19 protein-coding genes are annotated in these 17,431 nt (G+C 70.2%); 10 read left to right on the top strand and 9 right to left on the bottom strand.

Annotated elements, in window-relative coordinates; translation table 11 throughout:
- The first annotated feature begins 442 nt into the window (after positions 1-442).
- Positions 443-1,915, top strand: a complete 1,473-nt coding sequence (dnaB, locus tag ACFY30_RS23245) for a replicative DNA helicase (protein ID WP_390847073.1) — start codon at positions 443-445, stop codon at positions 1,913-1,915.
- A gap of 199 nt (positions 1,916-2,114) precedes the next feature.
- Entirely contained in the window at positions 2,115-2,750 is a 636-nt protein-coding gene (locus tag ACFY30_RS23240) for an SMI1/KNR4 family protein (protein WP_390847072.1), read from the top strand.
- A 106-nt stretch (positions 2,751-2,856) separates the two neighbouring features.
- On the opposite strand, the gene ACFY30_RS23235 is transcribed toward ACFY30_RS23240, so the two are convergent.
- Positions 2,857-3,966, bottom strand: a complete 1,110-nt coding sequence (locus ACFY30_RS23235; protein WP_390847071.1) for an FAD-dependent oxidoreductase — start codon at positions 3,964-3,966, stop codon at positions 2,857-2,859.
- Between the two features lie 69 nt (positions 3,967-4,035).
- Here ACFY30_RS23235 and ACFY30_RS23230 point away from each other — a divergent pair, with 69 nt between their 5' ends.
- Together ACFY30_RS23230 and ACFY30_RS23225 are read left to right on the top strand one after the other, a co-directional pair.
- The gene (locus ACFY30_RS23230) at positions 4,036-4,716 is read left to right on the top strand and encodes a TetR/AcrR family transcriptional regulator (RefSeq protein ID WP_390847070.1); all 681 of its coding nucleotides are present in this window, start codon (positions 4,036-4,038) and stop codon (positions 4,714-4,716) included.
- A gap of 51 nt (positions 4,717-4,767) precedes the next feature.
- A complete protein-coding gene (locus ACFY30_RS23225; protein WP_390847069.1) occupies positions 4,768-6,153 on the top strand; it encodes a serine hydrolase domain-containing protein in 1,386 nt (461 codons plus the stop codon).
- 92 nt (positions 6,154-6,245) lie between these two features.
- Here ACFY30_RS23225 and ACFY30_RS23220 read toward each other — a convergent pair whose 3' ends face one another.
- Positions 6,246-6,698: a GNAT family N-acetyltransferase gene (locus ACFY30_RS23220; RefSeq protein WP_390847067.1), complete on the bottom strand. Its 453-nt coding sequence runs from the start codon at positions 6,696-6,698 to the stop codon at positions 6,246-6,248.
- A gap of 32 nt (positions 6,699-6,730) precedes the next feature.
- The gene (locus tag ACFY30_RS23215; RefSeq protein WP_390847066.1) at positions 6,731-7,195 is read right to left on the bottom strand and encodes a MarR family winged helix-turn-helix transcriptional regulator; all 465 of its coding nucleotides are present in this window, start codon (positions 7,193-7,195) and stop codon (positions 6,731-6,733) included.
- A gap of 142 nt (positions 7,196-7,337) precedes the next feature.
- Here ACFY30_RS23215 and ACFY30_RS23210 point away from each other — a divergent pair, with 142 nt between their 5' ends.
- Entirely contained in the window at positions 7,338-8,546 is a 1,209-nt protein-coding gene (locus ACFY30_RS23210) for an MFS transporter (protein WP_390847065.1), read from the top strand.
- Positions 8,547-8,643: 97 nt separating this feature from the next.
- A complete protein-coding gene (locus ACFY30_RS23205) occupies positions 8,644-9,063 on the top strand; it encodes a heme-binding protein (RefSeq protein WP_390847064.1) in 420 nt (139 codons plus the stop codon).
- 86 nt (positions 9,064-9,149) lie between these two features.
- Here ACFY30_RS23205 and ACFY30_RS23200 read toward each other — a convergent pair whose 3' ends face one another.
- A complete protein-coding gene (locus tag ACFY30_RS23200; RefSeq protein WP_390847063.1) occupies positions 9,150-10,019 on the bottom strand; it encodes a GNAT family N-acetyltransferase in 870 nt (289 codons plus the stop codon).
- A gap of 181 nt (positions 10,020-10,200) precedes the next feature.
- Between ACFY30_RS23200 and ACFY30_RS23195 the strand changes: the two genes are divergently transcribed.
- Entirely contained in the window at positions 10,201-10,833 is a 633-nt protein-coding gene (locus tag ACFY30_RS23195; protein ID WP_390847062.1) for an HAD family hydrolase, read from the top strand.
- Positions 10,834-11,258: 425 nt separating this feature from the next.
- Positions 11,259-12,905 carry a globin domain-containing protein gene (locus ACFY30_RS23190; protein WP_390847061.1) on the top strand — a complete coding sequence of 549 codons (1,647 nt, stop codon included), beginning with the start codon at positions 11,259-11,261 and terminating at the stop codon, positions 12,903-12,905.
- Between the two features lie 25 nt (positions 12,906-12,930).
- Here the strand turns inward: ACFY30_RS23190 and ACFY30_RS23185 are convergent, their stop codons facing one another.
- The 5 genes from ACFY30_RS23185 to ACFY30_RS23165 form a co-directional block, all read right to left on the bottom strand.
- A complete protein-coding gene (locus ACFY30_RS23185) occupies positions 12,931-13,413 on the bottom strand; it encodes an NUDIX domain-containing protein (protein WP_390659824.1) in 483 nt (160 codons plus the stop codon).
- 99 nt (positions 13,414-13,512) lie between these two features.
- Entirely contained in the window at positions 13,513-14,418 is a 906-nt protein-coding gene (locus tag ACFY30_RS23180; protein ID WP_390847060.1) for a LysR family transcriptional regulator, read from the bottom strand.
- 230 nt (positions 14,419-14,648) lie between these two features.
- A complete protein-coding gene (locus tag ACFY30_RS23175; RefSeq protein ID WP_390847059.1) occupies positions 14,649-15,806 on the bottom strand; it encodes a cystathionine gamma-lyase in 1,158 nt (385 codons plus the stop codon).
- Positions 15,803-16,294, bottom strand: coding sequence for a low molecular weight protein-tyrosine-phosphatase (locus ACFY30_RS23170; protein ID WP_390847058.1), 492 nt, complete (start codon positions 16,292-16,294; stop codon positions 15,803-15,805). The genes ACFY30_RS23175 and ACFY30_RS23170 overlap by 4 nt, the downstream gene beginning before the upstream one ends.
- Positions 16,295-16,301: 7 nt before the next feature.
- Positions 16,302-16,679, bottom strand: a complete 378-nt coding sequence (locus ACFY30_RS23165) for a phage holin family protein (RefSeq protein ID WP_390847057.1) — start codon at positions 16,677-16,679, stop codon at positions 16,302-16,304.
- A gap of 58 nt (positions 16,680-16,737) precedes the next feature.
- On the opposite strand from ACFY30_RS23165, the gene ACFY30_RS23160 reads away from it, so the two are divergent.
- Together ACFY30_RS23160 and ACFY30_RS23155 are read left to right on the top strand one after the other, a co-directional pair.
- Positions 16,738-17,055 (top strand): cupin domain-containing protein, encoded by a 318-nt coding sequence (locus ACFY30_RS23160; protein WP_390659829.1) that lies wholly within the window; start codon positions 16,738-16,740, stop codon positions 17,053-17,055.
- 156 nt (positions 17,056-17,211) lie between these two features.
- Positions 17,212-17,424 (top strand): DUF5326 family protein, encoded by a 213-nt coding sequence (locus ACFY30_RS23155; protein ID WP_390659830.1) that lies wholly within the window; start codon positions 17,212-17,214, stop codon positions 17,422-17,424.
- Positions 17,425-17,431: the final 7 nt, after the last annotated feature.

Here is a 17,431-nt window from a genome sequence, read left to right as displayed (position 1 = left end):
TCCACAGGTAAGAGATGCAATGAGGCTATGACCCTTACCTGTCGTTGCGCTGCGTATCGTCCCGCCCCTCGTTCGAAGCGATCTTGCGCTGACCGGGAAAGTTTTTCTTCTGCACAGCCGGTGGATCGTAAAGCACCAGGTCAGAGGCGGTCGGCAGGAAAAGACGAGGGCTTGTTCACAGGGCTGTCCACCGGCTCGTGCACAGGTTTTGCGGAGTTGTCCACAGCATCCGGGCCGTCGTCCACATGCCCTGTGGATAACCAGATTGGCTGACGGTGCCCGCGGGCCTACCGTGGTCCGGCGCCCGCTGCGTCCGACGGCCCGTGAAACCCTCACAAAACAGTCGCGCCTGAACCGGAGTTGGGCCTCTCAATTGTCAGTGTCGTGCCGTAGAACTGAGGGCACGGCGAGGTCCGCTCGGCGGACGGGAGGAGGTGGCTCGGTGAGCATTTCCGAGCCCTTGGACGACCCGTGGGCCGACAGCGGACCCAGTGATCGTCTGCCCTCCGCCCGTCGGCGCGGCGACGGCGGCCGCGGCCGGGACGAACAGCACGAGCGAGGCCGGGACAGCGGTGAGTGGGAGGGCGGCAGCGCCTTCGAGCGCGTACCGCCGCAGGACCTGGACGCCGAGCAGTCCGTCCTCGGCGGCATGCTCCTGTCCAAGGACGCCATCGCCGACGTCGTCGAGGTCCTGAAGGGCCACGACTTCTACAAGCCCGCGCACGAGACGATCTTCCAGGCGATCCTCGACGTCTACGCCAAGGGCGAGCCCGCCGACCCCATCACCATCGCCGCGGAGCTCACCAAGCGCGGTGAGATCAACAAGGTCGGCGGGGCGTCGTATCTGCACACCCTCGTCCAGACCGTGCCGACGGCGGCCAACGCCGAGTACTACGCCGAGATCGTGCACGAGCGTGCGGTGCTGCGCCGCCTGGTCGAGGCCGGCACCCGCATCACGCAGATGGGATACGCGGGCGACGACGACGTCGACGAGATCGTCAACCGCGCGCAGGCCGAGATCTACGCGGTCACCGAGCAGCGCACCAGCGAGGACTACCTCCCGCTCGGCGACATCATGGAGGGCGCCCTCGACGAGATCGAGGCGATCGGCTCGCGCAGCGGTGAGATGACCGGTGTGCCCACCGGCTTCACGGACCTCGACTCGCTCACCAACGGTCTGCACCCCGGTCAGATGATCGTCATCGCCGCCCGTCCCGCCATGGGCAAGTCCACGCTCGCGCTGGACTTCGCCCGGGCCGCGTCGATCAAGCACAACCTGCCCAGCGTCATCTTCTCCCTCGAAATGGGCCGCAACGAGATCGCGATGCGTCTGCTGTCCGCCGAGGCCCGCGTAGCCCTGCATCACATGCGCTCCGGCACCATGACGGACGAGGACTGGACGCGCCTGGCGCGCCGGATGCCCGAGGTGTCGTCCGCGCCGCTCTTCATCGACGACTCCCCGAACCTGTCGATGATGGAGATCCGCGCCAAGTGCCGCCGGCTGAAGCAGCGCAACGACATCAGGCTCGTCATCATCGACTATCTGCAGCTGATGCAGTCCGGTGGCAAGCGCTCCGAGAGCCGTCAGCAGGAGGTCTCGGACATGTCCCGTAACCTCAAGCTCCTGGCGAAGGAGCTGGAGGTCCCGGTGATCGCGCTCTCCCAGCTCAACCGTGGTCCCGAGCAGCGCACGGACAAGAAGCCGATGGTCTCCGACCTGCGTGAGTCCGGCTCCATCGAGCAGGACGCCGACATGGTGATCCTGCTGCACCGCGAGGACGCCTACGAGAAGGAGTCACCGCGCGCGGGCGAGGCGGACATCATCGTGGGCAAGCACCGTAACGGCCCCACGGCCACCATCACCGTCGCCTTCCAGGGCCACTACTCGCGCTTCGTGGACATGGCGCAGACCTGATCCCCGCCGCTGTAGGTTCTCAAATCCCGTCATTTTCTCAGTCGCGATGTCATGTGGCCGGCGGAGGCCGATGCCGGTCACCGGGGGAGGATCCCAGGGCGCGATGTCGGGGCAGAGCTGGCTTACGGGCGGCCGATCACACGGGTGACACCCACACCGGTGAGCAGGTAGTTTGCGGAGGACAGAGAGAAGAGTTCGCATGGACTCCCGGATCTTCCGCATCCGACGCAAGCTGGCCAAAGTGCCCTATGCCGCGATGCGAAGCCACTCCTTTGGTGAAGAGAAGCACGGGTTCCGCCTCGAACCTCCGTTGCCGGACGCGAAGGTCACTGAGTTCGAGGCCGACCACCAGATCGAACTGCCCGATCCCTACCGCAGCTTCCTGACCACACTGGGCGGGGGCGGCGCATCGCCTTTCTACGGCCTGCTGCCGTTGCAGTCATGCCGGCTGTTCACGATGGGCCCCCGAGGCGAGCCCGGCCGCCCTCGGGGCTTCACGTTCGTCAGCGGCCCCCTTCACCGAAGCGACCTTTTCCTGCACATCATCGAGGCAGGGTGCACCGACCTGGTGCTTCTCGGCATCACCGGTCCACTGGCCGGCCGCGTCGTCACCGGAAACGCCGACGGCTTCTGGGGCCCCAACGTCTCGTCGGCCGTCGACTTCCTGGCCTGGTACGAACGCTGGCTCGACCACATGCTCGACGGCCGCGACAACCGCGACCTGGAACTGACCTCGCCCGCCCTGCGAGCTCCCCTCGACCGAGCCCTGAGGAAGCACCGCAGCCGAGAGGATCTGTCACGCAACCGAGAATCCGGAGCCATGCCATCCGGTTGAGAACAGCCGGAAGATGCGGGTCGTGAGGTCAGCCACATGACATCGAGGCTGAGAACCTACAGCCGGAAATCCCCAGGTGACCGGTTCTGGTCGCCTTCGGTCGCGTTCAGCCGGGTTGGAAGAACGCGAGCATCTTCCGGGCGGCGTCCGGCGACATCAGCAATTCCTGGATGTCCGCGGACATCCGGGCGGCGGCGCTGGTGCGTTCGAACATCTCTCGTTCGTATTCGCTGACGGCGGCGGGAAAGTCGTCGGGGTGCGCGGCCAGCGCGAGACCGAGCAGGGCGCCGTCGAGCAGCGCCATGTTGGCGCCCTCTCCCACCGGCGGCATCAGGTGCGCGGCATCGCCGAGCAGCGTGACGCCCGGCGTCGACGGCCAGGTCAGGCCGGCCGGAAGAGTGGTGATCGAGCGCGGCACGATCATGTCGTCACAGGCCGCGATCAGCGCGGTGAAGCGTGAGTCCCAGCCGGGAAGCAGGTCGATCAGCCGCGCCCGGGCGGCGGCCGGATCGTCGAACGGGATCCCGCTGGTGGCGAACCAGTCCTCGGCGGTGTTGTAGAAGCTGAGGCCGATGCGGACGCGGCCGTCGCCGTTGCGCTGCGCCGCCAGGGACACGCCGTTGCCGAGCACCCAGTAGTTGCCGCGCCCGACCATCGCCGCGAGGTCGGGGTGTGTGCGGTCGATGTCGGGGATGCCGATCTCCACGACGTTCTGGCCGATATGCGTCGGGCGGGCGTCGGTGAGCAGCGCGCGGACCCGGGACTGCGCGCCGTCCGCGCCGACCAGTAGGCGGTACGGCGCGCTGCTGCCGTCGGCGAAGTGCAGCAGGCCGCCCTCGGCGGATTCGAACGCGTGGCCCCAGCGCACCACGTCCTCGGGGAGGGAATCCAGGAGCAGGGCGCGCAGATCGGCGCGGTCGACCTCGGGTCGCTCGAGCGGGGCGTCGTCGGGTGTGTCCTCCTGGAGCAGCAGCGTGCCGTCCGGTTCGAGAAGACGCATGTCCTGGCCCTCGCCACGGGCAATCGCGTGGAACTGGTCGATCAGACCGGCCTCGCGCAGCGCCCGCTGGCCGGAGTGGATGTCGAGCATGCCGCCCTGACCACGTGCACCGCGTGACGATTCACGCTCGTACACAACGGCATCCATGCCGTTCACGTGCAGAACACGGGCGAGAGCGAGGCCGCCGAGGCCGGCTCCGACGATGGCGATGGTCATGGTCGTTCCCTCCGATACACCGTACTGGTCGATACACTGTATGACGCGATGCGATGTATTGTTGGCGGAATGTTGGTGTGGGAGAGGCCGGAGCCACCGAATCGACCCGTGCCAGCCCCGTTGAGCCGGGACCGGATCGTGCGGGCGGCGATCCAGCTGGCCGACGCGGACGGCCTGGACGCGGTGTCGCTGCGCAAGGTCGCCACCGCGCTGGACGTCCGTCCGATGCGGCTGTACGGCTACATCGCGAGCAAGGAGGAGTTGCTCGACCTGATGGTCGACGCCGCTTACGCCGGGATCCGGCCGGCCGGAGACGGCTGGCGGGAGGTGCTCACGTCCCTTGCCGAATCCACTCGGCACGCCGCTCACGAGCACGAATGGCTCGCCGATCTGCTGGGTGGCCGACCCCAGCTCGGGCCGCATGCGCTGGCCAGCGGGGAGGCCGTGGTGGCCGCGCTGGGCGAGGTCGACGTGGACGCCGTCATGCCGGTGGTCGCCGCAGTCAACGCGTACGTGATCGGCGCGGTGCGTCGGGAGATCGCCGAGCGGCGTGCCGAGCGGGCCACCGGGATGGACGAGAAGCGTTGGCAGGCCTCACTCGGGCCCTATCTGGAGCGCACCTTCGCCACCGGCCACTTCCCCGCGCTGGCCACGGTGGTGCGCGATGCCGCCCACCTGGACGCCGACCGCACCTTCCGGATCGGCCTCGACTTCCTGCTCGACGGCATCGAAGCCCGCATCTCGCAGTGACCTGGGCGAAATGGACTCGACGCAGGCTGCGCGGGCGGGTGGACTGAACCCATGACGACACCTCAGGAAGAGCTGCTGCCCGCCACCCGGCGGGCGCTGCTGCACCGGATCGCCGTGGCCCAGGCCGACGGCCGCGCCCCGTCACTCGTCGCCGCGGTCGTACGGGACGGGCGGGCGGTGTGGCACGGGGCGCGGACCTCGGTGGACGGGCACGGACCCGACGAGAACGTGCAGTACCGGATCGGCTCGATCACCAAGACCTTCACCGCCGTTCTGGTGCTGCGGCTGCGCGACGAAGGAGCGCTCGACCTCGAGGACCCGCTGGAGAAGCACCTGCCCGGCACCGGGGCGGGGGAAGTCACGATCGCCCAACTGCTCGCCCACACGGGAGGGCTGGCGGCCGAGACGCCCGGTCCCTGGTGGGAGCGGACGCCGGGTTCCCTGCGGCCCGAGCTCGCCGACGTCCTCGGCAACCGGACGGCCCCGCATCCGGCCCGCCGCCGGTTCCACTACTCGAACCCGGGCTATGCCGTCCTGGGCGCCCTGGTCGAGAAGCTGCGCGGCGCCCCGTGGGAGGAGGTGCTCCTGCGTGAAGTGCTCGAACCTCTGGGTCTGGATCGCACGAGCGTCCGACCGCAGGCCCCCGCAGCGGGCGGCTGGGCGGTGCATCCCTGGGCCGACGTGATGCAGCCGGAACCCGTCGAGGACTACGGGCCGATGGCCCCGGCGGGCCAGCTCTGGTCCACGACCGCGGACCTCGCGCGGTTCGCCGCCTTCCTGGTGCGGGGCGACGACCGGGTGCTGAGCGCGGAGACCCTGCGGGAGATGCGGACACCGGCGGCACCGGCCGAGGCGGCGGAACTGGCGGACGGCTCCACGTACGGGCTCGGACTCCAGCTTCTGCACCGTGACGGGCGGCTGCTCGTGGGGCATGCCGGCTCGGTGCCGGGCTTCCTCGCGGCTCTCTTCATCGGGGTGGAGGACGATGTCGCCGCGGTGGTGCTGGCCAACTGCACCTCCGGCCTCTTCGTGGCCCAGGTGGCCACCGATCTCGTACGCCTCGTCGCGGAGGCGGAGCCACGGATCCCGGAGCCGTGGCGGCCGCTGCGGGAAGCCGACCGTTCCGTGCTGGAGTTGGCGGGCCAATGGTACTGGGGGACCAGCCCCTCCGTCCTGCGGGTGACGGCCGACGGGCTCGTCTCGCTGGGGCCGCTGTCCGGTGGCGGCCGACGCTCGCGGTTCCGGCCGAACGGGGACGGCAGCTGGACCGGGATCGAGGGCTATTTCGCCGGGGAGGTTCTGCGGGCCGTACGGCGGCCGGACGGAACCCTGGACCACCTGGACCTCGGATCGTTCGTGTTCACGCGTCAGCCGTACGAGGAGGGGGCCGCCGTGCCCGGTGGGGTGCACCCGGAGGGCTGGCGGGGGATCGGCTGACCGCTCCGGTGGAGATGGAGACGCCGTGTTTCACGTGAAACACGGCGCCTCCGTCATCGAACCTGGCTTTCGTACGGCAGGGAACCGGGCTCTCAGAGCTGCAGCTTGAAGCCCACGTGCGAGGCCACGAATCCCAGCCGTTCGTAGAAGCGATGGGCGTCCGTGCGCGTGTTGTCGGAGGTGAGCTGCACCAACTGGCAGTTCTCCCGCCGGGATTCCTCGACTGCCCACTCGATGAACCGGGTGCCCAGGCCGCTGCCGCGCTCGTCGGCGTGCACCCGCACACCCTCGATGATCGACCTGGTGGCGCCCCGACGGGACAGACCGGGGATGATCGTCAGCTGGAGGGTGCCGACCACGCGCCCCTCGCGCACGGCGACGACCAGGCGCTGGTTCGGATCGGCGCTGAACCGCTCCAGAGCCCTGCGGTAGGGCGTGAGGTCGTCCGGGGATTCGCGCTGGGCGCCCAGGGGGTCGTCCGCGAGCATGTCCACGATCGCGGGGATGTCCTCGGCGACCGCGGGCCGGATTTCAAGATCTCCCATGGCCGCACCCTAAGCGCCTTCCACTCCGCCCTCTACGCGGCGGCGGGTGCCTTCAGTGACTCCACGACCCTTACCAGGGGCGCCAGTTCGGGATTCCTCGCGGCTTCGTCGAGGGCCTCGCGCAGAGCGATGTCGTTGGTCGGCCGTGCTGCGGCGAGCAGCGCGAGGCCGGCCTCGGTGACGTTGGTGTAGATGCCCCGGCGGTCGGTGGGGCAGAGATAGCGCTCCAGAAGGCCACGGTCCTCGAGCCGGGTGACCAGCCGGGTGGTGGCGCTCTGGCTGAGAACGACCGCGTCGGCGACCTGCTTCATCTGCAGATGGCCCCCTTCGCCGTCGTGCTGCCGGCTCAGCACGTCGAGCAGGGAGTACTCGCGCACGCTCAGGTCGTGCCCGGCCTGCAGCGCCCGCTCGATGTGGGCCTCGATCCTCCCGTGCAACAGGGAGAGGGCGCACCAGCCCTGGGCAAGGGCGGTGAGCGCGGGGTCCGTCGCGGTCATGGGCGTTCTCCTCCGTCCCGGAGCGGCTGACACCAGGATAGAGCAGCGACGCAATAGTCGGCGCTTGCATGTATGCCGCGTCTGCAACTATTGTGAACGCACGTAAAGCGCACCTGCAATCTTCTGGGAAGGTCCATCCTCCATGCCTCTCGCGCTTCTGGCCCTCGCGATCGGGGCCTTCGGCATCGGAACCACCGAGTTCGTGATCATGGGCTTGCTGCCCGAGGTCGCCGGCGACTTCGGGGTCTCCATCCCCACGGCCGGCTTCCTCGTGACCGGCTACGCGCTCGGCGTCATGTTCGGCGCCCCGCTGATGACCGTCCTCGGCACCCGGGTCTCCCGCAAGCGGATGCTGATGCTCCTGATGGGCCTGTTCATCGTCGGCAACCTGCTCTCCGCCGTCGCCCCCGTCTTCTCCGTGATGCTCGTCGGTCGCGTCGTCGCCTCGCTCGCCCACGGCGCCTTCTTCGGCATCGGCTCGGTCGTCGCGGCCGATCTGGTAGCCCCGGACAAGAAGGCCGGCGCCATCGCCATGATGTTCACCGGTCTGACCGTCGCCAACGTGGTCGGAGTCCCGCTGGGCACCCTCGTCGGGCAGAACGTCGGCTGGAGGGTCACCTTCGGCATCGTCGCCGTGCTCGGCGTCGTCGGCCTGGCCGGCATCGCCCGGCTGGTCCCCGAGATGCCCCGGGCCGAGGGCGTGCACCTGCGTCACGAGCTGGCCGCCTTCAAGAACGCCCAGGTCCTGCTCGCCATGGCGATGACCGTGCTCGGCTTCGGCGGCGTCTTCGCGGCCATCACCTACATCGCGCCGATGATGACGCACGTGACCGGCTTCGCCGACGGCTCCGTCACCTGGCTGCTGGTCCTCTTCGGGCTCGGCATGGTCGGCGGCAACCTCGTCGGCGGCAGGTACGCCGACCGCGCCCTGATGCCCATGCTGTACGTCTCTCTGGGCGCCCTGGCGGTCGTCCTGGCCCTCTTCACGCTCACCGCCCACAACAAGGTCCTCGCGGCCCTCACGATCGCCCTGATCGGCGCACTGGGCTTCGCCACCGTCCCGCCGCTGCAGAAGCGGGTCCTCGACCAGGCCCACGGCGCCCCGACGCTCGCCTCGGCCGTGAACATCGGCGCTTTCAACCTCGGCAACGCGCTGTCCGCCTGGCTCGGCGGCCTCGTCATCGCCGCCGGCCTCGGCTACACCGCCCCGAACTGGGTCGGCGCCGTCCTCGCCGCGGCCGCCCTGGTCCTCGCCCTCGTCTCGTCCGCGCTGGAACGCCGTGACGGCGCTTCCGGCACGGTCGTCGCCGGCGCCGCATCCGCCGCGCAGCGGACGGCCGTCCACCACTGACCCTCGCCCGCCCCGCCGGGGCCGGAACCGGCCCCGGCAGGCCGTACCCCCTCACCACACCCACAGCCTCAGCAGCAGCGCAAGGAGAGACCCCCACATGAGCACCACCGCCGTCGCGCCCCTCACCACCGACGACGCCGAGGTCCTGGTCACGGCCGCCCGCCGGGCCGCCGAGGCGGCCGGGGCCACGGTCAGCGTCACCGTCCTGGACGCGGGCGGCCATCTGCTCGCCTTCCGGCGGGACGACCGGGCCGTGCTCATCTCGGGCGAGACGAGTACCCGCAAGGCGTACACCGCGCTGCAGCTCGACGCCCCCACCGCCGGCCTCGTCGACGCCGTGCGGCCGGATGGGCCCTTCCACACCCTTCCCACCGCACTCGACCGGCCGCTGCTGTTCATCGCGGGTGGCATACCGGTCCACCGCGACGGCCGCCTGATCGGCGCGATCGGAGTCGGCGGTGGTGCCCCGGAACAGGACCACGCCTTCGCCGCGGCCGCCGTGCGGACGCTCGGCTGAGCGTGGCGGCCCGCTGAACGCCGGCCGCAGGCAGAACGCCGGTTTCCCGTCGTCCCGGGGAACCGGCGTCGTCGTGCGCGTGTGCCTCAGCCGGCCGCCACCGTCAGCGGCGCGAACCGCCGGCTCCAGTCGCCAGGAAGATCCGCGATGCCAAGGTTCATGACGGCGTTGAAGGCCACGGACTCCAGACCCCGGGCCTTCACCCACGCCAGCAGTTCCTCGTGCCGTACGTCGATGTCGGTCCGCAGCGGCCGGTCGGTGCGGGCGGCGAGGGAGGCCAGCAGGGCCTTCGCGGTCTCGGTGTCCCGGGCGATCAGCGGACCCACGACATGGGTGGCCATGTTGGGCCAGGCGGCGGCGTAGCCGATGATCCGGCCGTTGTCCTCGGCGATCCGCAGCTGGTCGGCGAAGGCGGGCAGCCGAGTGATCATGTGTGTGCGATCGGCGCCGAACACCTCCTCGTCGAGCCGGAGGATCGAGGGCAGATCCTCGGCCGTGGCCGGGCGGGTGACGATGTCCGACGGCGGTCCGTCCGGGCTGAAGTGCCCGCACACCATCTCCGCCCGCCCCGTGACTTTGAAGCCGAGCTCCTCGTACAGCGGACGGCCGTTCGGGGTCGCGTGCAGGGTCAGCGGGGTGGTGGGGCCCATCGTGGAGACGATGTGCCGCATCAGTCGGCGGCCGACGCCCTGCCGGGCGTGCCGCTCGGCGACCAGCACCATCCCGACGGCCCCGAGGGCAGGACGGTCGGACGGACCGTACGCGGTGACGACGCAGGCGGCGACCAGACCCCCGGCGGGGTCGTCGATGCCGTACCCCTGCCCGGCGGAGAGGAGGAGACCCCACTTGCGCTCCTCGCGCGGCCACCCCCGGTCCTCGGACAGGTCGGCGCAGGCGGTGAGGTCGCGGTGCGTCAGGCGGCGAACGGGCAGAGCGGCGAGGGAAGGAGTCGGCACGCGGGTCAGGCTGTCCGACGGGCACCCCTGGCGTCCACCTGATTCCTGGGAGACGTACGCGCTTTTGGCCATGTCGCGGTCCACGGCGCAGCACAGCAGGAGACCGTTTCACGTGAAACCGCGGTGACCGGCGCAGGGCGCGGGCGCCGGGGCTGACAGCACTCATGGTTAGCCTCGGCCCATGGCGAGACTTCATCTCTTCGACCTCGACGGCACTTTGCTGCACGGAACGTCCGCGCCCCTGGAGATCTCCCGCCAACTCGGTCTGGTGGCCGAGACGGTGGCGCTGGAACAGGCGATCTCCGCCGGACGGATCGGGCCGCCCGAGTACGCGACCCAGGTGCACGCCCTGTGGACGAGCCTCACCGAGGACCATGTGACGGCGGCGTTCGAGGGAGCACCGTGGCTGGCCCGCATTCGTGAGGTCTGGGGGGAGATCAGCAGCAGAGGGGAGTACTGCGCGGTCGTGTCGCTCTCGCCCTCCTTCTTTGTGGAAAGACTCATGGGCTGGGGCGCCCACGCGGCCTATGGATCCCGTTTTCCCGCGCTTCCTTTCACCGGGCCGGTGGATCCGGCGGGGGTGCTCAATGCCGCGGCGAAGGTGGTGATCGCCGATCGCTTGTGCGCTGAGTTCGGAGTGACGCGGGACGACTGTGTCGCCTACGGCGACTCGCTCTCCGACAAAGATCTGTTCGGAGCCGTACCCGTGTCCGTGGCGGTGAATGCGGACCATCATCTGGCGAGCATCGCGACCCATTCCTACTCGGGTGAGGATCTGTGGGAAGCCTATGAATTGGTGCTTCCCGTCCGGTAGTTGAGGGAATCGACGGTTCACTCCCCGAGCCGTGCACCGGGGAGGCAAGGGGGGACTTGTGCGGTCGACCGCGGCCGGTATGGTCGACTCCGGTTCGCTTCGGGAGCGGTGTTCGCCGGACCTGGCGCACACATTCCGGGCGGGCCGCGAGCAGGGCAATGCAGCCTAACGGGACGGAGAGATCGAAGACCCGCATTTCCGGTTGTGCGGCCGGAGCGTCTCCACGGGATGGGACGCTGCGGTGAGAGTGCTGTGGACCAGGTCGCACTCTCGCCTGGTGCGTTCATGCGGAGCGGAAAACGGGGGACCGCGGCCTTGCCGGTCGCGGACCGCACGGAATACCAAGCCGTCTGCGGGGGAAGCAGGCATCTTCCGAGCCAGGAAGTGCGCAGACCGACCGAAAGATGTTCGAGGCGAGGCACACCATGGACGCTCCGACCACCAAGTCGGCCGACAACGGCACGTCCGGCGGCGGGGACGGATGGTTCACCCCGCGCAAACAGCCGGAGCCGGCTGCCGCAGGCGAGCAGGGCGCGTCGGGCGGCCATCGCCTGGCCGCGCTGCGTCCGGTGGGCCGCGGCACCACCGTAGGCGACGGCGCCCCGCCCCGGGGTGCTCCCACACACGCGGAGCAGCGCAGGGAGGACGCGGGGCAGCGAGAGGAGACAGGCCCGGCGCACCGACCGGACGCCGACCCGGCGCCGGGGCCGGACACGGATGCGGCGCGGGGGCAGGGCGCCGATGCTGCGCGGGGCCCGGAGCCGGGGCCGCAGAGCCCGCTCAGCCCGCCCGCTCCGGCGCCGGCGGCCTCCTGGGCCGACTCACCCCCGCACCGGCCCGCAGCGGCCCTTCCTCCCCGGCCCGGGCTCGCCGAACCGCTTCCTCCCCCGGCGCTCCAGATCTCCCCGCTCACCGATCCGCTGGTTCCCGCCAAGCGTCCGGCCCCCGTCCGGGAGGCCTCGCCGGACGCCGTGCTCATCCGCCGGACCATGGCAGAGGTGGCACCGGTGGCCGACAAGGTCACCTCGTACTTCTACGCTCTGCTCTTCGTCCGCCACCCCGGACTGCGCCCCCTCTTCCCACCGGCGATGGACGCCCAGCGCGACCGGCTGCTCAAGGCCCTGCTGACCGCCGCCGAGCACATCGACAACACCCCGGTCCTCGTCGACTACCTGCAGAACCTCGGCCGCGGCCACCGTAAGTACGGCACCCGGGCCGAGCACTATCCGGCCGTCGGTGAATGCCTCATCGGCGCGCTGAGCAAGTACGCCGACACCGTCTGGGGCGCCGAGACGGAAGCCGCCTGGGTCCGGGCGTACACGACGATCTCCCAGGTCATGATCGACGCGGCGGCCGCGGACGAACTGCGCGCTCCGGCCTGGTGGCACGCCGAGGTCGTCTCCCACGAGCGCAGAACGCCCGACGTCGCCGTCCTCACCCTCCGCCCCGACCAGCCCTATCCCTTTCTCGCCGGGCAGTACGCGAGCCTCGAGACCCCGTGGTGGCCGCGCATCTGGCGGCACTATTCGTTCGCGTCGGCCCCCCGTTCCGACGGGCTCCTCACCTTCCACGTGAAGGCCGTTCCGGCCGGGTGGGTCTCCAACGCCCTGGTGCACCGCGCCCACCCCGGCGACGTCGTACGGCTCGGCCCGCCGGCCGGCACCATGACCGTCGACCACGGCCGGGACAGCGGCCTGCTCTGTCTGGGCGGCGGCACCGGCATAGCCCCGATCAAGGCACTGATCGAGGATGTCGCCGAACACGGCGCGCGCCGCGCCGTCGAGGTGTTCTACGGCGCCCGCAGCGATCACGATCTGTACGACATCGACACGATGCGCAGGCTCCAGCAGTCGCACCCCTGGCTGGAGGTCCACCCCGTGGTGGACCGGCACGGCCTGCTCCAACTGCCGGACGCCATCCGTACCTTCGGCCCCTGGACCGGGTACGACGCCTATGTCTCCGGTCCGCCCGGCATGATCCGCAGCGGGGTGGACGCCCTGCGCGGCGTCGGTTTCCCCTCCGAGCGCATACGGCACGACTCGGTCGAGGAACTCGTCGCCGCGGGCAGCTGACGCCGGACCCGGATGCCGTGGGCCCTCACCCCAGATCGGGTGCGTGCATGGCCCGTACGCCCTCGATGTTGCCGTCGAGGTAGTGGCGCAGCGACAGCGGCACGAGATGGACGGAAGCGATACCCACCCGGGTGAACGGCACCCAGACGATCTCGTACTCGCCGGCGGGCTCGTCGATCTCGGGGCCGTGCCGCTGGGCGGGGTCCATGGACTCCAGCCGGCAGACGAAGAAGTGCTGGACCTTCACTCCGGTCGCGCCGCCGTCCTCGCCGATGTGCTCGACGGTGTCGACGAAGCAGGGAACCACGTCGGTGATCTTCGCGCCGAGTTCCTCGTGCACCTCGCGGTGCAGGGCGTCGACGACGGTCGCGTCATCCGGCTCGACGCCTCCACCGGGCGTGACCCAGTAGGGATCGACACCGGGCTTGGTGCGCTTGATCAGGATCAGGTCGTCGCCGTCCAGTAGAACTGCACGGGCGGTGCGCTTGACCACAGGTCGGACGGTCATGGGAGAAATGTGGCCCCGCATGTTCCACGTGAAACATCGCGAAACGTCACCAACCGAGCGCACGGCGTGACAGGGCCGGGAGGTACCCGGGGAACCCGCTCAGCACCACCGGGCCGCCGCTCCCAGCAGCCACTCATGGGCGCGGGCGATGTGCGGTATCGCCAGGGTGCCGGTCCGGGTCACCAGGACGTAGGTCCGCAGCGGCGGCACCGCCGGCTCGTGCGGTGCGACGACCTCACCGCACTCCAGGGCGTCCGCGCACAGATAGCGGGGCAGCACCGCGAGCCCGGCGCCCGCGACGGCGCAGGCGAGCACCGCGCGCAGGTCCGGGACGATGACCGTGCCAGAGGCGGCGGGGCGGGAGTCGAAGACGGAGGCCCAGTAGCGGGAGACGAGGGGCAGCGACTCGTGCACCTCCACGACGGGGAGGTTCTCCAGCGCGGAGGCGTCCTTGCGGCGCAGTTTTCCGGCGTCGATCCGCTCCGCCCACTGCGGGGCCGCGACCAGGACGTGCTCCTCGTCGCACAGCGGGGTGGCCGTGAGCAGGGCGCCGCGCGGCCGGGCGGTGCTGATCGCCAGGTCGTGGTGGCCGGCCGCCAGTCCTTCCAGGACCTCCTCGGCGGTGCCGAAGGAGACCCGCAGGGCGAGTCCCTGGCCGTCGGCGCCGCTCAGTTCGGTGAGGGCCGGAAGAGCGCGTTCGGCGGTGAACTCGGGGGGCCCGGCGAGATGCAGGGATCGCAGGGAGGACTCGTCGTCGAGGCCGGTCTCGGTGATCTCCACCAGGGCGTCGAGATGCGGGGCGGCTTTGTGCGCGAGTTCGTCCCCGATGGTCGTCGGTGTCACGCCGCGGGCCTGGCGCAGGAACAGGGGGCGGCCCACCTGCCGCTCCAGTGTGCGGATCTGGGAGGTGACGGCCGGCTGGGACAGGCCCAGCAGGGCGGCGGCGCGGGTGAAGGAGCCGGCCCGGTGCACGGTCACGAAGGTGCGCAGCAAGGCCAGATCCATGGAGCGTCCTCCTGCCTTCCCCTGTCTTTCTCCCGGCTCAGGGGCAGGCCTTAACTATAAATATGTCGATAGGTCTCTGTCGCTACGGTGATTGGACACTGACACAGAGTCAACTAGCCTTGGTCGCGCGGTTCTTCGCGCGCGGAACCGAGGGCGGTCCGAGCCACGAGGGGGGAGGCTCGGACCGTCCGACGTGCGGCGCGGCACTCCTCCCCGGCCCCGTGAACCGGTCATGCCGCCGACTCCTCCAGCGCACGCAGCACATCCGCCACCAGGTCCTCGGGGTCCTCGGCACCGACCGACAGCCGGATGAAGCCCTCCGGCACCGCGTCGCCGCCCCAGCGCCCACGCCGCTCGGCGGTGGAGCGCACCCCGCCGAAGCTCGTCGCGTCGTCCACGAGCCGCAGCGCCTCCAGGAAACGCTCGGCACGCGCGCGCGTGGGCAGCGTGAACGACACCACGCATCCGAAGCGCCGCATCTGCTGGACGGCCACCTTGTGGGCGGGGTCGTCGGACAGCCCGGGGTAGCGCAGCCCGGTCACCTCCGGTCTGCCCCGCAGGGCCTCCGCGACGGCCAGGGCATTCGCGGCCTGCCGCTCGACGCGCAGGCCCAGAGTGGCGATCGACCGGTGCGCCAGCCAGGCCTCCATGGGGCCGGGAATCGCCCCGACGATCTTCCGCCAGCGCCGGACGGCGGTCATCGGTTCACCGGCCCGCCCGCAGACATAACCGAGAAGGATGTCGCCGTGTCCGGTGAGCTGCTTCGTCCCGCTGGCCACCGAGAAGTCGGCGCCGAGCTCCAGCGGGCGCTGTCCGAGCGGAGTGGCGAGCGTGTTGTCGACGGCGACGAGGGCGCCACGCGCGTGTGCCGCCTCGACGAGCCGCCGGATGTCGCACACGTCGAGACCGGGGTTCGACGGCGACTCGATCCACAGCAGCCGGGCGCCGTCGAGGGCGTCGAGCTGGGCGTCGCCGCCGGTGGGCGCGGTCCGCACCTCGACGCCGAACGTCTCCAGCTGGGCGCGGGCCAGCGGCAGCGCCTGGTAGCCGTCGCTGGGCAGGACGACGGTGTCACCGGAGCGCACCTGCGAGAAGAGCAGCGCCGAGACGGCCGCCATGCCGGAGGCGAAGACGAGCGTCTCGACGTCGTCCCGCCCCGGCGCCTCCAGCTCGCCGACGGCGCGCTCCAGAAGGGTCCAGGTGGGGTTCTCGTCACGGCCGTAGGTGTACGGCCCCGTCGGCTCACCCGGCAGGTGGTAGTGGGCGGCGAACACCGGGCCCGGAAGGGTCGGTTCGTGCTTCACCGGCTCGGGCAGCCCGGCCCGTACCGCGCGCGTGCCCTCACCCGCGTCCCCGGGTACGCCGCCGGGCATGGTGGAGTCGTTCATGACACCCGTCCTTCCAGGTTCTCGCTCACGGCGGCCAGCAGCCCGTCGGCCGCCGCCTCCACCATCTCAAGGCACGCCGCGAAGCCGTCCCGGCCCCCGTAGTAGGGATCGGGGACGTCGAGGTCGTCTCGTGCGGCGGGGTCGTAGGAACGCAGCAGGCGCACCTTCTCGGCGTCCTCCGCTGTGGGCGCCAGGCGGCGCAGGGCCCTGAGGTGCCCGGCGTCCAGGGCGATCACGAGGTCGAGGCGGGCGAACCAGGACCGTTCGAACATCCGGGCCGTGTGATCGAGGGTGTAGCCGTTCCCCTCCAGGACGGAGAGGGTGCGCGGGTCGGCGCCCTCGCCCTCGTGCCAGTCGCCCGTGCCGGCGCTGTCGACCTCGACCAGCCCGTCGAGCCCGGCCTCCGCCACACGCGCGCGGAAGACCGATTCGGCCATCGGCGAGCGGCAGATGTTGCCGGTGCAGACGAAACAGACACGGTAGGTCATCGCGGGCTCAGTCCCCGTCGGGCAGGAAGGCGTTGAGCGCCCAGGAGACGACGGAGATGATCAGACCGCCCAGGACCGCCGTCCAGAAGCCCTCGACGTGGAAGCTCAGGTCGAGCCTGTCGGCCAGCCACGAGGTCAGGAGCAGCATCAGGGCGTTGACCACCAGGGTGATCAGACCGAGCGTCAGGATGAACAGCGGGAAGGTCAGCACCTTCACGATCGGCTTGACCAGGAAGTTGACCAGGCCGAAGAGCAGAGCGACGACTATCAGGGTGCCGATCTTCTTGCCCGTGCTGTCACCGGTCAGAGTGATGTCGTCGAGCAGCCAGACGGCGACCGCCAGGGCACCCGCGTTGGCGATCGTCTTGACTACGAAATTCTTCATGTGTCTGATCGTGGCAGAGAGATCGGCAATGGGCACCGGGCAAGGGCGGACGAAGACGATGAAGGCATTCCGGCTGGACGAACTGGAGGCGGAGCGAGCCGCCAACGACGGCGCCTACCTGCAGTTCCTGCGGGAGCGGAACATGTCCGTCGGCCTGTACGCGCTCGACGCCGGAGAGCATGATCCGCAGAATCCGCACAACCAGGACGAGGTGTACTTCGTCGTGAGTGGCCGCGCCTCCATCACCGTCGGTCTGGAGACCACTCAGGTCGCGCGCGGCAGCGTGGTGTACGTCCCGGCCGGGGTCGCCCACAAGTTCCATCACATCAGCGAGGACCTGCGGGTCCTGGTGGTGTTCTCTCCGCCCGAGGCGTGACCCGGTGCCCCGGGTTCCCTAGGGGATCGATCAGGGGAGGACAAGGGGCGCGAGGCCCCCGCCGGCACCCCTCGCGGACCTAGCATCGACGGCAGGACACCGGAATCATCCGGACTCAGAGGGAGTTCCGGCCGGACGAGGACAAGGACTAGGGCGATGCGAGAGATCTTCGCGGGACTGCCGTGGTGGGTGAAGTGGGTGGCGGTGCCGGTCATCGCCCTGGTCGTGTTCGGCGGGCTGATAGCCAGCGTCGTCGGCTTCGTGGTCTGGCTGCTGTTCAAGGTGCTGATCTTCGTGGCCCTGGTCGGCGGACTCATTTATGTCGTACGGAAGTTCATGGCGGGTTCCTCGTCACGCGGCGACTGGTGAGCGGTAC

It is taken from the genome of Streptomyces sp. NPDC000345, from assembly GCF_042898825.1.
In the GTDB taxonomy this organism is placed as follows: Bacteria; Actinomycetota; Actinomycetes; order Streptomycetales; family Streptomycetaceae; genus Streptomyces.
The sequence above is the reverse complement of the archived record's forward strand: the minus strand, read 5'-3'. Positions and strand labels throughout refer to the sequence as shown.